Origin of the sequence: Pseudomonas sp. NFPP12 (assembly GCF_900103205.1) — a bacterium.
GTDB classification, from domain to species: Bacteria; Pseudomonadota; Gammaproteobacteria; order Pseudomonadales; family Pseudomonadaceae; genus Aquipseudomonas; species Aquipseudomonas protegens.
Map to the genome: position 1 here is coordinate 333,564 of NZ_FMWW01000006.1, position 15,620 is coordinate 349,183.

The window sequence follows — 15,620 nt, forward strand, 5'->3', positions numbered from 1 at the left end:
CTTCTGACGCAGCCCGATAGCTCTGCGCCACACCTTGGCGGTCTGGCGCGACGCCGAGAATAGCGCATTTCGCTCGACGCATTAACGGGGTGGCAGCTGCTGCAGGCGCTCCAGTATGTCCAGCACCACCATTCGTGGCGGCCGCTCATCGGTTTCCACCACCAGATCGGCGATTTCCCGATAAAGCGGGTCGCGGATTTCCAGCAGGTCGCGCAGGGTCTTGGCCGGATCGGCGGTGCGCAGCAGGGGACGATTGCGGTCCCGGGCGGTGCGCCCCACCTGTTGCTCGACCGAGGCGTGCAGATAGACCACTCGTCCGCCAGCGTGCAGCGCCCGACGATTGGCCTCGCGCATCACTGCACCACCGCCAGTGGCCAGGACCACGCCGTCAGTGCCACAGAGCTCGGCGATCATCGCCTGTTCGCGATCACGAAAGCCCGGTTCGCCTTCCTTATCGAAGATCCACGGGATATTCGCGCCTGTACGCAGTTCAATTTCCTTATCGGAATCTTTGAATGGCAGGCGCAGCTCTTTGGCCAGTAAGCGACCGATGGTGCTTTTTCCAGCCCCCATCGGCCCAACAAGAATCAAATTTCGCACAGAATCAACGACTCACAGCAATCGCCTGGTTGTTCATGATACGCGGAGTGAGAAATACCAGCAGCTCGGATTTTTTCTCCGACACCACGTCACGCCGGAAAAGGCGGCCAAGATACGGCACATCGCCAAGAAATGGCACTTTATCTACAACCTTGCTCTGGGTATTCGAGAAAACCCCGCCGATGACGATGGTCGCCCCGTCGTTGACCAGTACCTTGGCATTGACCTCGTTCTTCTTGATCGGCGGTACATCCTGGACCTTGTTCAGGTAGTCCGGCTCATCCTTGGTGACCTTGACCTCCATGATGATGCGGTTGTCCGGGGTGATCTGCGGCGTCACTTCAAGCGACAGCGACGCCTCCTTGAAGGACACCGAGGTAGCGCCGCTGGAGCTGGCTTCCTGGTAGGGGATCTCGGTGCCCTTGAGGATCTTTGCGGTTTCCTTGTCGGAGGTGACCACCTTGGGCTGGGAAACGATCTCGCCGTTGCCGGTCTTCTCCATGGCTGTCAACTCCAGGTCCAGCAGCACGTTGTCGGTGATGTAGGCGATACCGATGCCCGAGGTATGGGCGCTAGCCCCCAGATCGACAAAGGGCGAGTTGCTGCCGCCGCTGCCCGGAGCGCCGATGCTGCTGGAACCGCTGGCAGCGTTCTGCACCCCGCTGGCACTCCAGTTGCCCTGGTTCTGCACCGAGCCGCCCCAGCGCACGCCCAGGCTCTTGTCGTAGTCAACGTTGGCCTCGACGATGCGCGCTTCGATCATCACCTGGCGCACCGGAACATCCAGCTGGGCGACGATGCGCCGAAGTTCGTCGAGGCGCTCCTGGCTCTGGTAGGCAATGATGCTGTTGGTGCGTTCGTCCACGGTGATCGAGCCACGCTCATCGGCTTTTTCCTCGGCGCGGGTCACCGACTGGAACAGCTTGGCGATGTCCGCTGCCTTGGCGTAGTTGACCTGCAGCAGCTCCCGACGCAACGGCGCCAGGTCCTCCAGCTGCTTCTGTGACTCCAGCTCCTGACGCTCCCGGGCGGCAATCTCATCCGCCGGAGCCACCAGCAGCACATTGCCGATCTTGCGCGAATCAAGGCCCTTGGTCCGTAGCACCAGATCCAGGGCCTGATCCCAGGGCACGTTCTGCAGGCGCAGGGTGATGCCGCCCTGCACCGTGTCGCTGGCCACCAGGTTGAGGCCCGTGAAATCGGCGATCAGTTGCAACACCGAGCGCACCTCGATGTCCTGAAAGTTCAGCGAGAGCTTTTCCCCCTTGTAAGCAGGTCGGGCCGCAGCCGCCCTGCTGCTGGTCTCGGCCAGGGGGCGGACACTGACCGTCAGGCGGTTGTCGGTCTGGAAGGTGGAATAGTCGAAGGCGCCCTTGGGCTCCAGGGTGACGGTGGTACGCCCGGCAGCCGTATCCGCAGTGATGTACTGCACCGGGGTGGCGAAATCCTTGACGTCCAGGCGAACCCGCAGCGCCTCGGGCAATTGGGTACGGGCAAAATCGAGGACGATCCGGCCCTCGCGCCGCTGGACATCGACAGCGATGCGCGGGTCGGACAGGTCGATCAGCACATTGCCTTCGCCCTCCTCGCCGCGCTGAAAATCCACGCCGCGTATCGACCCGGCCACTGCCTGCGGCTTTGCAGGCGCCCGAGCTGCCGTCCCCGGAGCAGCGGGCTTGGGCTCGGCGGCGCCGACCAGCGGTGCCAGCAGCGCTATCCATAGCGCTACACCGAGGGCTGAAACAGTCCTGTTCATTTTCCAGATTCCACTTAAGAGTGTTTTTTCAGCGCCAGTGTTCGCGGCCGCTCCAGCCAGGCTCCCGCTCCATCGGGAACAATTTCCACCACCTCGATCTGCGATTCGCTGATGGTCACAACCCGGCCTTCGTTGCGCCCCAGGTAGTCGCCCACCTGCAAGCGGTGGACGCCACCCGCGCCGCGCAACAGGGCAAAGCTCCCGGAGGCGTTGGACAGGGTCCCGACCATTTGCAACTGCTCGATATCGAACCCCTCCAGGTATTGCCGGGCTCGCTGCGGGTCGGGCCGGACCGCACTGGCCCCTTGCCGACGGGCCGCCAGGTCAAGCCTTTGCGGCGGCTGGAACGGACTACGCAATGCGCTGGCGTCATAGGTGAACGAGGGGTAAGACCGGATTACCGGCATTGGTTCAATCGGCCCGGGCGCTTGCAGGCGCATCTGGTTCATGTAGGCGTCCAGGTCGGCAAAGTCGTCGTCGGCGCCACCACACCCCCACAGCCCGGCACAAAGGCAGCCAAGCACCGCCCAGCGCAGGCGCCTCATGAGTGCGGCTCCGGAGCGTCGTACCTGTAGGTGCGCGCCTCGATGCTCATGCGCAACAGCGCCGGATTGCCCACCGCCACAGGCTGAATGCGAAAATCATGCAAGGTGACGATGCGCGGCAGGCCGGCGACGCCACTGACGAAGCTCGCCAGGTCGTGATAGGCCCCCGTGACAGTAATCTGGATCGGCAACTCGACGTAGAACTGCCTGGCCACCTCCGGTTGCAGCCTGATTTCCTCGAAGGCCAGGCCACTGCCCAGCCCCACGCGACTGATGTCCTCCAGCAGGCCGGGGACCTCGGTGTCGCTGGGCAACTGACGCAACAGCAGGTCGAAGCTGTTGCGTATGACGGCCAACTGCTCCTGGTAGCGCGGCAAATTGGCTCCCTGGCGCGCCTTGCCGGCAAACTCCTGCCGGAGACGAGTTTCCTCCTGGCGCTGGCGCTCCAGTTGCTCCAGGTGCGGGCTCAGGTAAAAGCCGTAGCCCACTAGCAGAACCAGCAGCAGAAGCAGGGCCGCCACCAGACTCCTGGCCGGCCCGGGCCAGGAGCCCAGGTTGGCCAGCTCCAGCTCCCGCAGATCGATACGCCGCAACTCTGCCAGCCATTGTCGGCGGGTCATTGCCGAAGCTCCCCGGTTGGCCCGGGCGTCTGCCCGACATTCAGCCGGAACAGGTTGTCCAGCCCTTGCTGGGCGTCCACCGCGTTCTTCACCTCGGTCAGGCTGGGGGCAGCAAAACCCTCGGCAGCCTGCAGATTGCGCATCAGGTCGGACACCCTGTTGTTTGACTCGGCGGCACCGCTGATTCCAAGGTTCTGCCCCTGCAGATCCACCTCGGTGAAGTACACGCCATCAGGCAGGCTGCGGGCCAACTGCTGAAAAATCCGCACACTGTTGGAGCGGTTGCCCTGCAGCTCTTCGATGATGCCCATGCGTTCGAGCAACTGCTGTCGTTGCGCCTTGAGCCCCTGGATGCTGGCGATCTGCTCATCCAGGCGTGCCGTCGCCTGGCCCAGATACTGGTTGCGCAAATGCTGGCGCTCGATCACCCGGCTTATATAGGCGTCGGCCAACAGAATGACCCCGGCCCCGAGCACGACCATCATCGCCAGCATCTGCAGGAAACGCCGACGCCTCAGTTCGCGCGAGGCCTCGCGCCAGGGCAACAGGTTGATCCGCGCCATCAGTCGAACCCTCGCAGGGCCAGGCCACAGGCCAGGAGCAGGTTCGGCGCCTGTTCATTCAATACCTGGGGGTCGACTCGAGGCCCCATCGGCATGGCCCGGAAAGGATTGGCCAGCGACGTATCGATGCCTGTCTCGCCCTCCACCCGCCGCTCCAGGCCGGCCAGGCCGCTACCGTCTCCGGCCAGCAGCAGTTGCACCAGGGGCTGTTGCTGAGGCGAGGTGGCGAACTGCTGCAGGGAACGGCTGACCTGTTGCAGCACCTCCTGCTCGAAGGGTTGCAGCAACTCTTCGGCGCAGCCCTGTGGCAAACGGCCCTGGCTCTGCGCCAGCAATGCCTGCTCCAGTGTCAGCCCGTATCGACGCTGGAGCGCTTCAATCAGAGGCCCGCTACCGAAAAGCTGCTCACGGCTATAGATCACTCGCTGGCCGTGCAGGACGCTGAAACGGCTGAGGGCCGGGCCTATATCCAGCAACGCCACGGCGCCAGGAGTCGCCAGCGGCAGGTGCGCCGCCAGCAGCAACAGGCAGCGCTCCAGAGCCAGGGGCTGGGTATCCACCACCCGGGCTGTCAGGCCGGCCAGGCCCAATACCGTTTCCAGGGCTTCTACCCGCTCGTTGCGACAGGCCACCAGCAGCACCTGAACCCGCTGCGGATTACCGGGCACCGGCCCCTGCACTTCAAAATCCAGGGCCACGTCTTCCAGGGGATAGGGAATGTACTGGCCGGCTTCCAGCCGGACCTGCTGCTCCAGTTCGTCGGTGTGCAGGCCCGCCGGCATATCGATCAGTTTGCTGATCACCGCCTCGCCGGCCACCGCTACCGCCGCCCCCTTGAGCCGGCTGCCCGTCTTGAGCCAGGCGCGGGACAGGGCCGCGGCCAGGGCCTCGGGGTCGGCAATGTGCTGGTCAAGCACAGTATTGGGCGCCAGGGGCTCCCTGGCGTAGGCCTCGACCCGGTACCCCTGCCCCTGGCGCCCCAGGGCCAGAAGCGTGACCGATGTCGCATTGATATCGATCCCCATAAGGGAACTCGGCTTTTTGCTGAAGAGTCCAAGCACGACCAATTCCCTATGACTATCCGTGACTTACGGACTGCTTAAGCTGCATTGCGTTCAATGGTCACGTCTTGACAGACGGGCAAATGACGCTCTCGGCGGAAAATGCTTATAATGCCCAGCGTTTTTTTTCCGCTTTTACCTGCTGCGTGGGCCGGCCCCTGATGTCCGTGAATGCCCTGACGCCTAATTCATTCCTTTCTCTGGAAATCCAAAAGCCTTGATTCGTCTGCTGAAGTTTTTCGGGTGGTCCATCGTCGCGGTGTTCTGCGGGCTCCTCCTCGCCCTCTCCGGTGCGTTTCTCTATCTTAGTCCCGGCTTGCCGTCGGTTGAGGCCCTGAGAAGCATCCAGTTGCAGATTCCCCTGCGGGTGTACAGCAGCGACGGCAAACTGATCGCTGAATTCGGTGAAATGCGCCGTACTCCCATACGTTTCGCCGACATTCCGCCCAACTTCATCAATGCGTTACTAAGTGCTGAAGACGACAACTTCGCTAACCATTACGGGGTTGACCCCAGCAGCCTGATGCGTGCCGCAACCCAGCTGGTCAAGAGCGGACACATCCAGTCCGGCGGCAGTACCATCACCATGCAAGTGGCGAAGAACTTCTTCCTGACCAGCGAGCGCAGCTTCTCGCGCAAGACCACCGAGATCCTCCTGGCTCTGCAGATCGAACGGCAGCTGACCAAGGACGAGATCCTCGAGCTGTACGTCAACAAGATCTACCTGGGCAACCGTGCCTACGGAATCGAGGCAGCGGCCCAGGTGTATTACGGCAAGTCCATCCGTGACGTGAGCCTGGCGCAGATGGCGATGATCGCCGGCCTGCCCAAGGCGCCTTCGCGCTTCAACCCCCTGGCCAACCCGGCACGCAGCAAGGAACGTCGCGACTGGATCCTGGGGCGCATGTACAAGCTCGGCAAGATCACCGAAGCGGCCTACACCGAGGCAATCAACGAACCGTTGAACGCCAGCTATCACGTACCGACTCCGGAAGTGAACGCCCCGTACATCGCCGAGATGGCCCGGGCCGAAATGGTCGGCCGCTATGGCAGCGATGCCTACACCGAAGGTTTCCGGGTCACCACCACGGTGCCCAGCGATCTGCAGGAAATGGCCAACACCGCGGTCCATGAAGGCCTGATGACCTACGACCAGCGCCACGGCTATCGCGGCCCGGAATCGCGCCTGCCAGGCAAGACCCAGGCGGCCTGGGCCAGCGAACTGACCAAGCAGCGGACCATCAGCGGCCTGGAACCGGCGATCGTCACCCTGGTAGAGAAGAATGGCCTCCAGGTGCTGACCCGCAACGGCGAAGAACATGTGGCCTGGGACAGCATGAAATGGGCCCGGCCGTTCCTCAATACCAACAGCATGGGCCCGGTCCCGCGCCAACCGGCGGACGTGGCCCAGGTCGGCGACCTGATCCGCGTGCAGCGCCAGGCGGACAACTCGTTGAAGTTCAGCCAGATCCCGGTCGCCCAGGGCGCCCTGGTGACGCTGGACCCGCAGAACGGTGCGATCCGCGCCCTGGTGGGCGGCTTCGCCTTCGAGCAGAGCAACTACAACCGTGCGATGCAGGCCAAGCGCCAGCCCGGCTCCAGCTTCAAGCCGTTCATCTATAGCGCCGCCCTGGATAACGGCTACACCCCGGCCAGCCTGGTGAACGACGCACCTATCGTGTTCGTCGACGAATACCTGGACAAGGTCTGGCGCCCGAAGAACGACACCAACACCTTCCTCGGCCCGATCCGCATGCGCGAGGCGCTGTACAAGTCGCGCAACCTGGTGTCGATCCGCCTGCTGCAGAGCATGGGCGTGGACCGCACCATCGACTACATCAGCAAGTTCGGCTTCAACAAGCAGGACCTGCCGCGCAACCTGTCCCTGGCCCTGGGTACCGCAACCCTGACGCCGATGGAAATCGCCACCGGCTGGAGCACCTTTGCCAACGGCGGCTACAAGATCACCCCGTACATCATCGACAAGATCGAAAGCCGCAACGGCGAACTGCTGTTCAGCGCCAACCCGCCAAGCGCCCCCACCGGCAATACGGCCACCAGCGGCATCGCCGCCCCTGAGCACAACTTCACGATCAACAACGTGGCTGGTGAAACCTCGGCTCCGGCAGCGACGCAAGTCCCGGCGGTTGCCGAGCGGATCATCGATGGCCGTACCACCTACATCCTCAACAGCATGCTCCAGGACGTGATCAAGCTGGGTACCGGACGCCGCGCACTGGCCTTGGGCCGTACCGACCTGGCGGGCAAGACCGGTACCACCAACGAGTCCAAGGATGCCTGGTTCTCCGGCTACAACGCCGACTACGTGACTACCGTATGGACCGGTTTCGACCAGCCGGAAAGCCTCGGGCGCCGCGAATACGGCGGCACCGTGGCACTGCCGATCTGGATGAGCTTCATGGGCGCCGCCCTCAAGGACAAGCCGCCACACACCCAGCCAGAGCCGGAAGGCATTCTCAGCCTGCGGGTAGACCCGGTCAGCGGCCGCGCCGCCACACCCGGCACGCCCAATGCCTACTTCGAACTGTTCAAGAGCGAAGACACTCCGCCCTCGGTCAACGAACTGGGCAATGGCGCCGTACCAGGCAGCCCGCTGCCCGCGGACGAAGCGGCGCCGATCGATCTGTTCTAGCGCCAGGGGAGCCGCGAACGCGGCAACCTTCGCCGGCGTGCCCGCTCCTACAGCGGGCAAGCGCCCACAAAAAAGCCCCGGCTCTCGCGAGCCGGGGCTTTTTGCATGACGCTACGAACGCTTAACCGTTGAACACATCATCCACGCTCTTGAGCGGGTAGTTCTTCGGATACGGCAGGGTAGCCACGCCGGTCTCGATGGCGGCCTTGGCCACGGCATCGGAGATCACGGTGATCAGGCGGGCATCCATTGGCTTGGGAATGATGTACTCACGGCCGAATTCCAGCTTGATGCCACCGTAGGCGTCGCACACTTCCTGAGGAACCGGCAGCTTGGCCAGGTCACGCAGGGCGTTGGCCGCGGCGATCTTCATTTCTTCGTTGATGCGCTTGGCGCGTACGTCCAGGGCACCACGGAAGATGAACGGGAAGCCCAGGACGTTGTTCACCTGGTTCGGGTAGTCCGAACGGCCGGTAGCCATGATCACGTCGTCGCGGGTGGCGTGCGCCAGTTCCGGGGCGATTTCCGGATCAGGGTTGGAGCAGGCGAACACGATCGGGTTCGGCGCCATGGATTTCAGGCCTTCAGCACTCAGCAGGTTCGGGCCGGACAGACCGACGAACACGTCGGCGCCTTGCAGGGCGTCGGCCAGGGTGCGCTTGTCGGTGGCGTGGGCGAACACCGCCTTGTACTGGTTCAGGTCATCGCGGCCGGAGTGGATCACGCCGGTACGGTCGACCATGAAGATGTTTTCGATCTGCGCACCCATGCTCACCAGCAACTTCATGCAGGAGATGGCGGCAGCACCGGCACCCAGGCAGACGATCTTGGCGTCGGCCAGGGTTTTGCCAGCGATTTCCAGGGCGTTGATCATGCCGGCGGCGGTAACGATCGCGGTGCCGTGCTGGTCATCGTGGAACACCGGAATGTCGCACTGCTCGATCAGAGCGCGCTCGATCTCAAAGCACTCGGGTGCCTTGATGTCTTCCAGGTTGATGCCACCGAAGGTGATGGAAATGCGCTTGACGGTGTCGATGAAAGCCTGCGGGCTTTCGGAGTCGACTTCGATGTCGAATACATCGATGCCGGCGAAACGCTTGAACAGCACGCCCTTGCCTTCCATCACTGGCTTGGAGGCCAGTGGGCCGAGGTTACCCAGGCCGAGAATCGCGGTGCCATCGGAAATGACGGCAACCAGGTTGCCTTTGCCGGTGTACTTGTAGGCCAGTTCCGGATCGCGAGCGATTTCGCGTACCGGCTCGGCTACGCCGGGGCTGTAGGCCAACGCCAGATCACGAGCGGTAGCAGTGGCCTTGGTGAGCTCGACACTCAGCTTTCCTGGACGAGGATTGGCATGGTATTCGAGAGCGGCAGTTTTCAAATCAGACATGTGGGCATTCCGCTTTTTGCTGTTGGACAGACGGACCGCCGAGGATACTCGTGTCGCATAGTCCCCACAAGACTGCCCAGTCACCCCTGTCAAGGCCCCTAGCGTACGACTTTGGGCCAAGAGCCGCGGGGTACAAGGCTTTCAACTGTTCACAATCCATTAAAAAAATGTCTACAATTTTTCTTTATCAGATAAGTCTGAGCATGGAAGGGTCAGTCACGGACAACATCCAGCGCGGATGTGCAGATTGCCGGCCAGGCTGACGCGAGCGATCGACAACCCAGCCGCGAGCCTCGATCCGGCGCCCCGAAAGGCCACTGAGCAGCCGGCGATCGAAGCGCCGCAGGACATTGGGTGCAATGCGCAATACAACCTGCCCCTGCAATGTGATCCAAAGACCACCGCGATTGCGCTGCAGCCTGCTCACTCGCCCTTCGAACAGGGCAAAGCCCGCGCGATGGATCTGCTGCGCCTTGAGTACAGGTGAACGTCGCCAAAGCCCCAGCCCGGCTCGGCGCGCATGGTTCTCGGCAGCCTTCTGGCAGCTCGCCAGGGCGACGTTTGGCAGCACGGCAATCCGATAGGCCAAGCCTTCCGCGATCAACCGGGCTTCGAAGTTGATACCAGTGACGCCATAGACATGGGCCAGGACACGACCGTAGCGATCCTGCCTTTCACGCCCCGGCAGCAGGCCGACCCGCCCACCACTCTGTGCCACCAGTTGTCGCAGGCGCTGCCGCGCCGCCTCGGCGAAGGGCTCGGCAGGGCGCCCCTTGCCCGCCAGCTCCGGGGCATTGAGGCCGATCATGCGCAACCTGCGGCCATCCTTGAGGTGCAGGGTGTCGCCGTCCACCACCCGGAGCACCGTTGCCGGCAACAGCCCCTTGGGCGCCGGGCAAAACGCCTCGGCCGCTGTCAGCCAAATCGCGCCCACAAAAAAGGCGCCCACTAGGGACGCCTTTTTCATCAGCGAGGAAAGTCGGTATCGGCTTTCCAGAACGATCAGCCTCAGGCCTTCTTCGTTGCGCCGAAAGCACCGAAGCGCGACTTGAACTTGTCGACACGACCGCCAACGTCCAGAGTCTTTTGCTTGCCGGTGTAGAACGGGTGGCACTCGTTGCACACGTCCAGGCTCAGAGGCTTGGCCAGGGTGGAGCGAGTTTCGATGACGTTACCGCAGCTGCAGGTAGCGGTAATGGCTTCGTATACTGGATGGATATCGGCTTTCATGGTGTATTCCTCAGGCTAGCGTGCCGCCACCCAACACTATTGTTGAATACCGCACGAATTAGGGCGCGAATTCTACCAGACCGCGTCAAACGCGCAAGCGATCCTGAGTGCAGCCCATCAGAAAAAGCCGGTGCAACCTTGACAGCCCAGGCTTTGCCACCCCCTGAACTGAAAAACCGGCTCCATGCCCGGGCAGACCCCGCAGGTACAGGGGCCACGCACGCTTATACAGGACACTCCACCGCTGCTCTGTTAGGCTCCGGGGCCTATTTACCCTCTGCTCAACGAGATTGTCCCGCGTGCCCGACGCCATCCTGCGCCTCGCCCTGCCCTCGCCCCTGCGCCGCCTGTTCGACTACCGTGCTCCGGCCGGGGTGCTGCGTGCCCAGTTGCACCCCGGCATGCGCCTGCGGGTGCCATTCGGCCGCCGGGAAATGATCGGCATCCTGGTGGAGGTGGCGGATCACAGCGAGGTCCCGGCGGAAAAACTCAAGCCGGCCCTGGCCCTGCTGGATCCCACGCCTCCGCTACCGCCGGCCCTGTTCAAGCTGTGCCTGTGGACCGCCCAGTACTACCAGCACAGCCTGGGAGACACCCTGAGCTGGGCATTGCCAGTGCTGTTGCGCCAGGGCGAGCTGGCCGAGGCCCGCCAGGAACGCTTCTGGTCGATCGCCCCCGGGGCCCGGCTCGACGACCCGCGCATCGCTCGCGCCCCACGCCAGCGCGAAGCCCTGGCAACCCTGGCCCAGCACCCACACGGCGTGCCCCATACCCTGCTGAGCAAACTGATGCTGAGCAAGGACAGCCTCGACCTGCTGCTGGCCAAGGACCTGGTGCAGGTGGAGGTGCGCAAGCACGCGCCGGGCGTGCGCCACGAACACTGGCTGGCCCAGCCCGAACTGCCGCTCAACAGCGAGCAGCGCGCCGCCTATGAAGCCATCCGCGCCGGGTTCGACAGCTATCACGCGTTTCTCCTGGCCGGGGTCACCGGCAGCGGCAAGACCGAGGTCTACCTGCAACTGATCCGCGAAACCCTGGAAGCCGGCAAGCAGGCCCTGGTGCTGATTCCGGAGATCAACCTCGGCCCGCAGACCCTGGCGCGCTTCGAGCAACGCTTCAACGCCCGCATCGCCCTGCTGCACTCGGCGGTCAATGACCGCGAACGCCTGGACGCCTGGCTGGCTGCCCGGGACGGCGAGGCCGACATCATCATCGGCACCCGCTCGGCCCTGTTCACGCCGATGAAGAACCCTGGCCTGATCATCATCGACGAGGAGCACGACGGGTCCTATAAACAGCAGGAAGGCCTGCGTTACCACGCCCGCGACCTGGCTCTGGTACGTGCGCGCCAGGAAAACATTCCCATCGTCCTGGGCTCGGCCACGCCGTCCCTGGAAAGCCTGCACAACGCCTACACCGGCCGCTACGGCCTGCTGCGCCTGAACGAGCGGGCCGGCGGCGCCAAGCAGCCGCGTTTCCTGCGCCTGGACGTGAAGAGCCGCCCGCTGGACAGCGGCATTTCCGGCCCCATGCAGCAAGCCATCGGCCAGACCCTGGCCGCCGGCCAGCAGGTCCTGGTGTTCCTCAACCGCCGCGGCTTCGCCCCGACCCTGCTCTGCCACGACTGCGGCTGGATGTCCGAATGCCAGCGCTGCGATGCACGCATGACCGTGCACCAGCGTTCCGGCGAGCTGCGCTGCCACCACTGCGGCCATGTGGAGCGGGTTCCGCGCCATTGCCCGCAATGCGGCAAGGTCGACCTGCGCCCCGTGGGCGCCGGCACCGAGCGGGCGGAAGAGCGCCTGGGCATCCTGTTCCCCGATTACCCGGTGCTGCGGGTGGACCGCGACAGCACCTCGCGCAAGGATGCGATGAACCAGCTGTTCGCCACTATCCAGAAAGGCCAGCCGTGCATCCTCGTGGGCACCCAGATGCTGGCCAAGGGTCATCACTTTCCCCGGGTGACCCTGGTGTCGATCCTCGATGCCGATGGCGGCCTGTTCTCCGGCGACTTCCGCGCCAGCGAGCGCATGGCGCAACTGATTGTCCAGGTCGCCGGGCGGGCCGGCCGGGCCGAAGAGCCGGGCAAGGTGATCATCCAGACCCACCTCGCCGACCACCCGTTGCTGGTGCAGTTGACCGAGCAGGGCTACTTCGCCTTCGCCGAACAGGCCCTGAGCGAGCGCCGCGCCGCCGGCCTGCCACCTTTCGCCCACCTGGCGCTGCTGCGGGCCGAAGCCCACAAACCGGGCCAGGCCGAGGGGTTCCTCGATGAAGCCTGCAGCGAGGCCGAGCGCCTGCTGGCGGAACAGAACCTGGGGGGCATCGAACTATTGGGCCCGGTGCCGGCTCCGATGGAGCGGCGCGCCGGACGTTATCGCGCGCAATTGCTGCTACAGGCCAATGCCCGAGCGCCCTTGCATCGTTTGCTCAGCAGTTGGCTGCTGGTGCTGGAACAGATGCCCAGCGGGCGGCAGGTCCGCTGGTCGCTGGATGTGGATCCCGTGGATCTGTATTGATCGAGGTCGTGCTTTCGCGGGCAAGCCCGCTCCTACAATGGGCAGCATCAAACCTGCAAGAGCCGGCTTGCCGGCGAAGGCAATCGAATGCCGCCATCGATCCCCAAGCAGTCCTCTATAGTTGGCAAGCCCGTTCCAGCAACGGATAATGCCCAGTTTTTCCACCTGCGCACCGAAGCGCCGCCGCACCAGCGGTCGAAAGAGAAGACCATGAAAGACACCATTCGCCAGCTCATCCAGCAAGCCATCACCCAACTCGTCACCGAAGGTGTGTTGCCAGAAGGCCTGACGCCGGCGATCCAGGTCGAAAACACCCGCGACAAGACCCACGGCGACTTCGCCAGCAACATCGCCATGATGCTGGCCAAGCCGGCCGGCATGAAGCCGCGCGACCTGGCGGAGAAAATCATCGCCGCCCTGCCGGCCCATGAAGACCTGAGCAAGGCGGAAATCGCCGGCCCCGGCTTCATCAACTTCTTCCAGAACACCCAGGCCCTGGCCGCGCGCCTGGACGCCGCTCTTGGCGACGCCCACCTGGGCGTACGCAAGGCCGGCCCGGCGCAGCGCACCGTGATCGACATGTCGGCGCCCAACCTGGCCAAGGAAATGCACGTTGGCCACCTGCGCTCCACCATCATTGGCGACGGCGTGGCCCGGGTCCTGGAGTTCCTCGGCGACACCGTGATCCGCCAGAACCACGTGGGCGACTGGGGCACCCAGTTCGGCATGCTGATGGCCTACCTGGAAGAAAACCCCATCACCAGTGACGAGCTGTCGGACCTGGAGAACTTCTACCGCGCCGCCAAGCAGCGCTTCGACGAGTCCGAAGCCTTCGCCGACCGCGCCCGCGGCCTGGTGGTCAAGCTGCAGGCCGGCGACCCGGACTGCCTGGAGCTGTGGACCAAGTTCAAGGACATCTCCCTGTCCCACTGCCAGAAGATCTACGAGCTGCTCAACGTCAAGCTGACCATGGCCGACGTGATGGGCGAGAGCGCCTACAACGACGACCTGATCAACGTGGTCAACGACCTCAAGGCCCAGGGCCTGCTGGTGGAGAGCAACGGCGCCCAGTGCGTGTTCCTCGACGAGTTCAAGAACGCCGAAGGCGAGCCGCTGCCGGTGATCATCGTCAAGGCTGACGGCGGCTACCTGTACGCCACCACCGACCTGGCGGCCGTGCGCTACCGCAGCGGCAAGCTCAAGGCCGATCGCGCCCTGTACTTCGTCGACCAGCGCCAGGCCCTGCACTTCCAGCAAGTGTTCGCCGTGGCCCGCAAGGCCGGTTTCGTGACCCATCCGATGGAAATGGAGCACATGGGCTTCGGCACCATGAATGGCGCCGACGGCCGTCCGTTCAAGACCCGCGACGGCGGCACCGTGAAGCTCATCGACCTGCTGACCGAAGCCGAAGAGCGTGCCTACGCCCTGGTGAAGGAAAAGAACCCGCAACTGCCGGAAGCCGACCTGCGCAGCATCGCCAAGGTGGTGGGCATCGACTCGGTGAAGTACGCCGACCTGTCCAAGCACCGCACCAGCGACTACAGCTTCAACTTCGACCTGATGCTCAACTTCGAAGGCAACACCGCGCCGTACCTGCTGTACGCCTACACCCGCGCCGCCGGTGTGTTCCGCAAGCTGGGCAAGGACTTCAGCGAAGTCGGCGGGCAGATCGAACTGCACGCGGCCCAGGAACTGGAGCTGGCGGCCAAGCTGGCGCAGTTCGGCGAGATTCTCAACAACGTCGCCGAGAAGGGCACGCCACACATCCTCTGCACCTACCTGTACGACGTGGCCGGGCTGTTCTCCAGCTTCTATGAAAACTGCCCGATCCTGGCAGCCGAGACGCCGACCCAGATGCACAGCCGCCTGCGCCTCACCGAGCTGACCCGGCGCACCCTCAAGCAAGGTCTGGAACTGCTGGGCCTCAAAGTCCTGGAGCAAATGTAAGTTGGCTGCCAAGAAAAAACCTGCACCCAAGCGTGGCGCCAGCCGTTACCAGGCCCCGGCCAAGAAGCCGATTCCGGGCTGGTTGTGGCTGGCCATCGGCCTGACCATCGGTGCCTTCATCGTGTTCCTGATGAAGCTCGAGCCCGGCAAGGGCGGCGACAGCGTCAAGCGCGAGAAGATCGAACAGCAGAAAGCCACCAAGATCGCCGAGGCCAACAAGACCCCGCCGAGCCCCCAGCAACCGGTGAAGCCGAAATACGACTTCTACACCCTGTTGCCGGAATCGGAGGTCATCGTGCCGCCGGAAGCGGTGCCGGAAAAAACCCTGCCGACGCCACAGGTGCCACCTGTGCCCACCACCCCGGTAACCCCGGCGGAAGCGGCCAAGATCGACACCGCCCGTGCCCAGGCAGCCCTGGCCGGGATCACCCCGCCACCAGCGCCACCCGTGGCCAAGGCGGCGCCGGTGACCAAGTTCTTCCTCCAGGCCGGTTCGTTCCGCAAGGAAGCCGATGCCGACAAGGTCCGGGCGCAGATCATCCTGCTGGGCCAGTCGGTCTCGGTGGAATCCGGCACGGTGAAGGATGAAACCTGGTACCGGGTATTGGTAGGCCCGTTCAGCAACCGCGAACAGCTGACCGTGGCGCAGAAGCAACTGGCCGGCGCCGGCTTCAGCAACCTGCTGTTACAACAGCGCCAGAGCCGCTAAGCCGACCGCTACGCGATTGATCGCGGG

The 15,620-nt window shown here is 63.9% G+C and carries 12 protein-coding genes and 1 pseudogene; 4 read left to right on the forward strand and 9 right to left on the reverse strand.

Annotated features, from left to right (window positions below; genetic code table 11):
- Positions 1-81: 81 nt before the first annotated feature.
- The 6 genes and pseudogenes from aroK to pilM all read right to left on the reverse strand — a co-directional run bounded on the left by aroK (position 82) and on the right by pilM (position 5,145).
- Positions 82-600 (reverse strand): shikimate kinase AroK, encoded by a 519-nt coding sequence (gene aroK, locus BLS75_RS26335; RefSeq protein ID WP_011058824.1) that lies wholly within the window; start codon positions 598-600, stop codon positions 82-84.
- 4 nt (positions 601-604) lie between these two features.
- Positions 605-2,281 (reverse strand): annotated as a pseudogene (locus BLS75_RS26340) (type IV pilus secretin PilQ family protein); the annotation flags it as partial.
- Positions 2,282-2,370: 89 nt separating this feature from the next.
- Positions 2,371-2,901, reverse strand: coding sequence for a pilus assembly protein PilP (locus BLS75_RS26345; RefSeq protein WP_072452082.1), 531 nt, complete (start codon positions 2,899-2,901; stop codon positions 2,371-2,373).
- Positions 2,898-3,521: a type IV pilus inner membrane component PilO gene (pilO, locus tag BLS75_RS26350; RefSeq protein WP_072452083.1), complete on the reverse strand. Its 624-nt coding sequence runs from the start codon at positions 3,519-3,521 to the stop codon at positions 2,898-2,900. Before pilO ends, BLS75_RS26345 begins: the two co-directional genes overlap by 4 nt.
- On the reverse strand, positions 3,518-4,084 hold the full coding sequence (locus BLS75_RS26355) for a PilN domain-containing protein (protein WP_072452084.1): 567 nt from the start codon (positions 4,082-4,084) through the stop codon (positions 3,518-3,520). Before BLS75_RS26355 ends, pilO begins: the two co-directional genes overlap by 4 nt.
- Positions 4,084-5,145, reverse strand: coding sequence for a type IV pilus assembly protein PilM (gene pilM, locus BLS75_RS26360; protein WP_072452085.1), 1,062 nt, complete (start codon positions 5,143-5,145; stop codon positions 4,084-4,086). The genes BLS75_RS26355 and pilM overlap by 1 nt, the downstream gene beginning before the upstream one ends.
- Positions 5,146-5,362: 217 nt before the next feature.
- On the opposite strand from pilM, the gene BLS75_RS26365 reads away from it, so the two are divergent.
- A complete protein-coding gene (locus BLS75_RS26365) occupies positions 5,363-7,798 on the forward strand; it encodes a penicillin-binding protein 1A (protein ID WP_072452086.1) in 2,436 nt (811 codons plus the stop codon).
- A gap of 121 nt (positions 7,799-7,919) precedes the next feature.
- Here the strand turns inward: BLS75_RS26365 and BLS75_RS26370 are convergent, their stop codons facing one another.
- From BLS75_RS26370 to rpmE, 3 genes are all read right to left on the reverse strand, one after another.
- Entirely contained in the window at positions 7,920-9,188 is a 1,269-nt protein-coding gene (locus tag BLS75_RS26370; protein ID WP_011058817.1) for a malic enzyme-like NAD(P)-binding protein, read from the reverse strand.
- Between the two features lie 187 nt (positions 9,189-9,375).
- Entirely contained in the window at positions 9,376-10,155 is a 780-nt protein-coding gene (locus BLS75_RS26375) for a thermonuclease family protein (protein ID WP_072452087.1), read from the reverse strand.
- A gap of 41 nt (positions 10,156-10,196) precedes the next feature.
- Entirely contained in the window at positions 10,197-10,418 is a 222-nt protein-coding gene (gene rpmE, locus BLS75_RS26380; RefSeq protein ID WP_011058815.1) for a 50S ribosomal protein L31, read from the reverse strand.
- Between the two features lie 299 nt (positions 10,419-10,717).
- On the opposite strand from rpmE, the gene BLS75_RS26385 reads away from it, so the two are divergent.
- From BLS75_RS26385 to BLS75_RS26395, 3 genes are all read left to right on the forward strand, one after another.
- Positions 10,718-12,937, forward strand: coding sequence for a primosomal protein N' (locus BLS75_RS26385; protein WP_011058814.1), 2,220 nt, complete (start codon positions 10,718-10,720; stop codon positions 12,935-12,937).
- Positions 12,938-13,147: 210 nt separating this feature from the next.
- Positions 13,148-14,884: an arginine--tRNA ligase gene (argS, locus tag BLS75_RS26390; RefSeq protein ID WP_072452088.1), complete on the forward strand. Its 1,737-nt coding sequence runs from the start codon at positions 13,148-13,150 to the stop codon at positions 14,882-14,884.
- 1 nt (position 14,885) lies between these two features.
- Positions 14,886-15,593, forward strand: coding sequence for an SPOR domain-containing protein (locus tag BLS75_RS26395; RefSeq protein ID WP_011058812.1), 708 nt, complete (start codon positions 14,886-14,888; stop codon positions 15,591-15,593).
- Positions 15,594-15,620 lie beyond the last annotated feature (27 nt).

Excerpts from the sequence above, each read along its gene's own strand:
- argS (WP_072452088.1), top strand. The coding sequence starts at position 13,148 with ATGAAAGACACCATTCGCCAGCTCATCCAGCAAGCCATCACCCAACTC.
- pilO (WP_072452083.1), bottom strand. The coding sequence starts at position 3,521 with ATGACCCGCCGACAATGGCTGGCAGAGTTGCGGCGTATCGATCTGCGG.
- rpmE (WP_011058815.1), bottom strand. The coding sequence starts at position 10,418 with ATGAAAGCCGATATCCATCCAGTATACGAAGCCATTACCGCTACCTGC.
- BLS75_RS26375 (WP_072452087.1), bottom strand. The coding sequence starts at position 10,155 with ATGAAAAAGGCGTCCCTAGTGGGCGCCTTTTTTGTGGGCGCGATTTGG.
- BLS75_RS26345 (WP_072452082.1), bottom strand. The coding sequence starts at position 2,901 with ATGAGGCGCCTGCGCTGGGCGGTGCTTGGCTGCCTTTGTGCCGGGCTG.
- BLS75_RS26355 (WP_072452084.1), bottom strand. The coding sequence starts at position 4,084 with ATGGCGCGGATCAACCTGTTGCCCTGGCGCGAGGCCTCGCGCGAACTG.
- BLS75_RS26370 (WP_011058817.1), bottom strand. The coding sequence starts at position 9,188 with ATGTCTGATTTGAAAACTGCCGCTCTCGAATACCATGCCAATCCTCGT.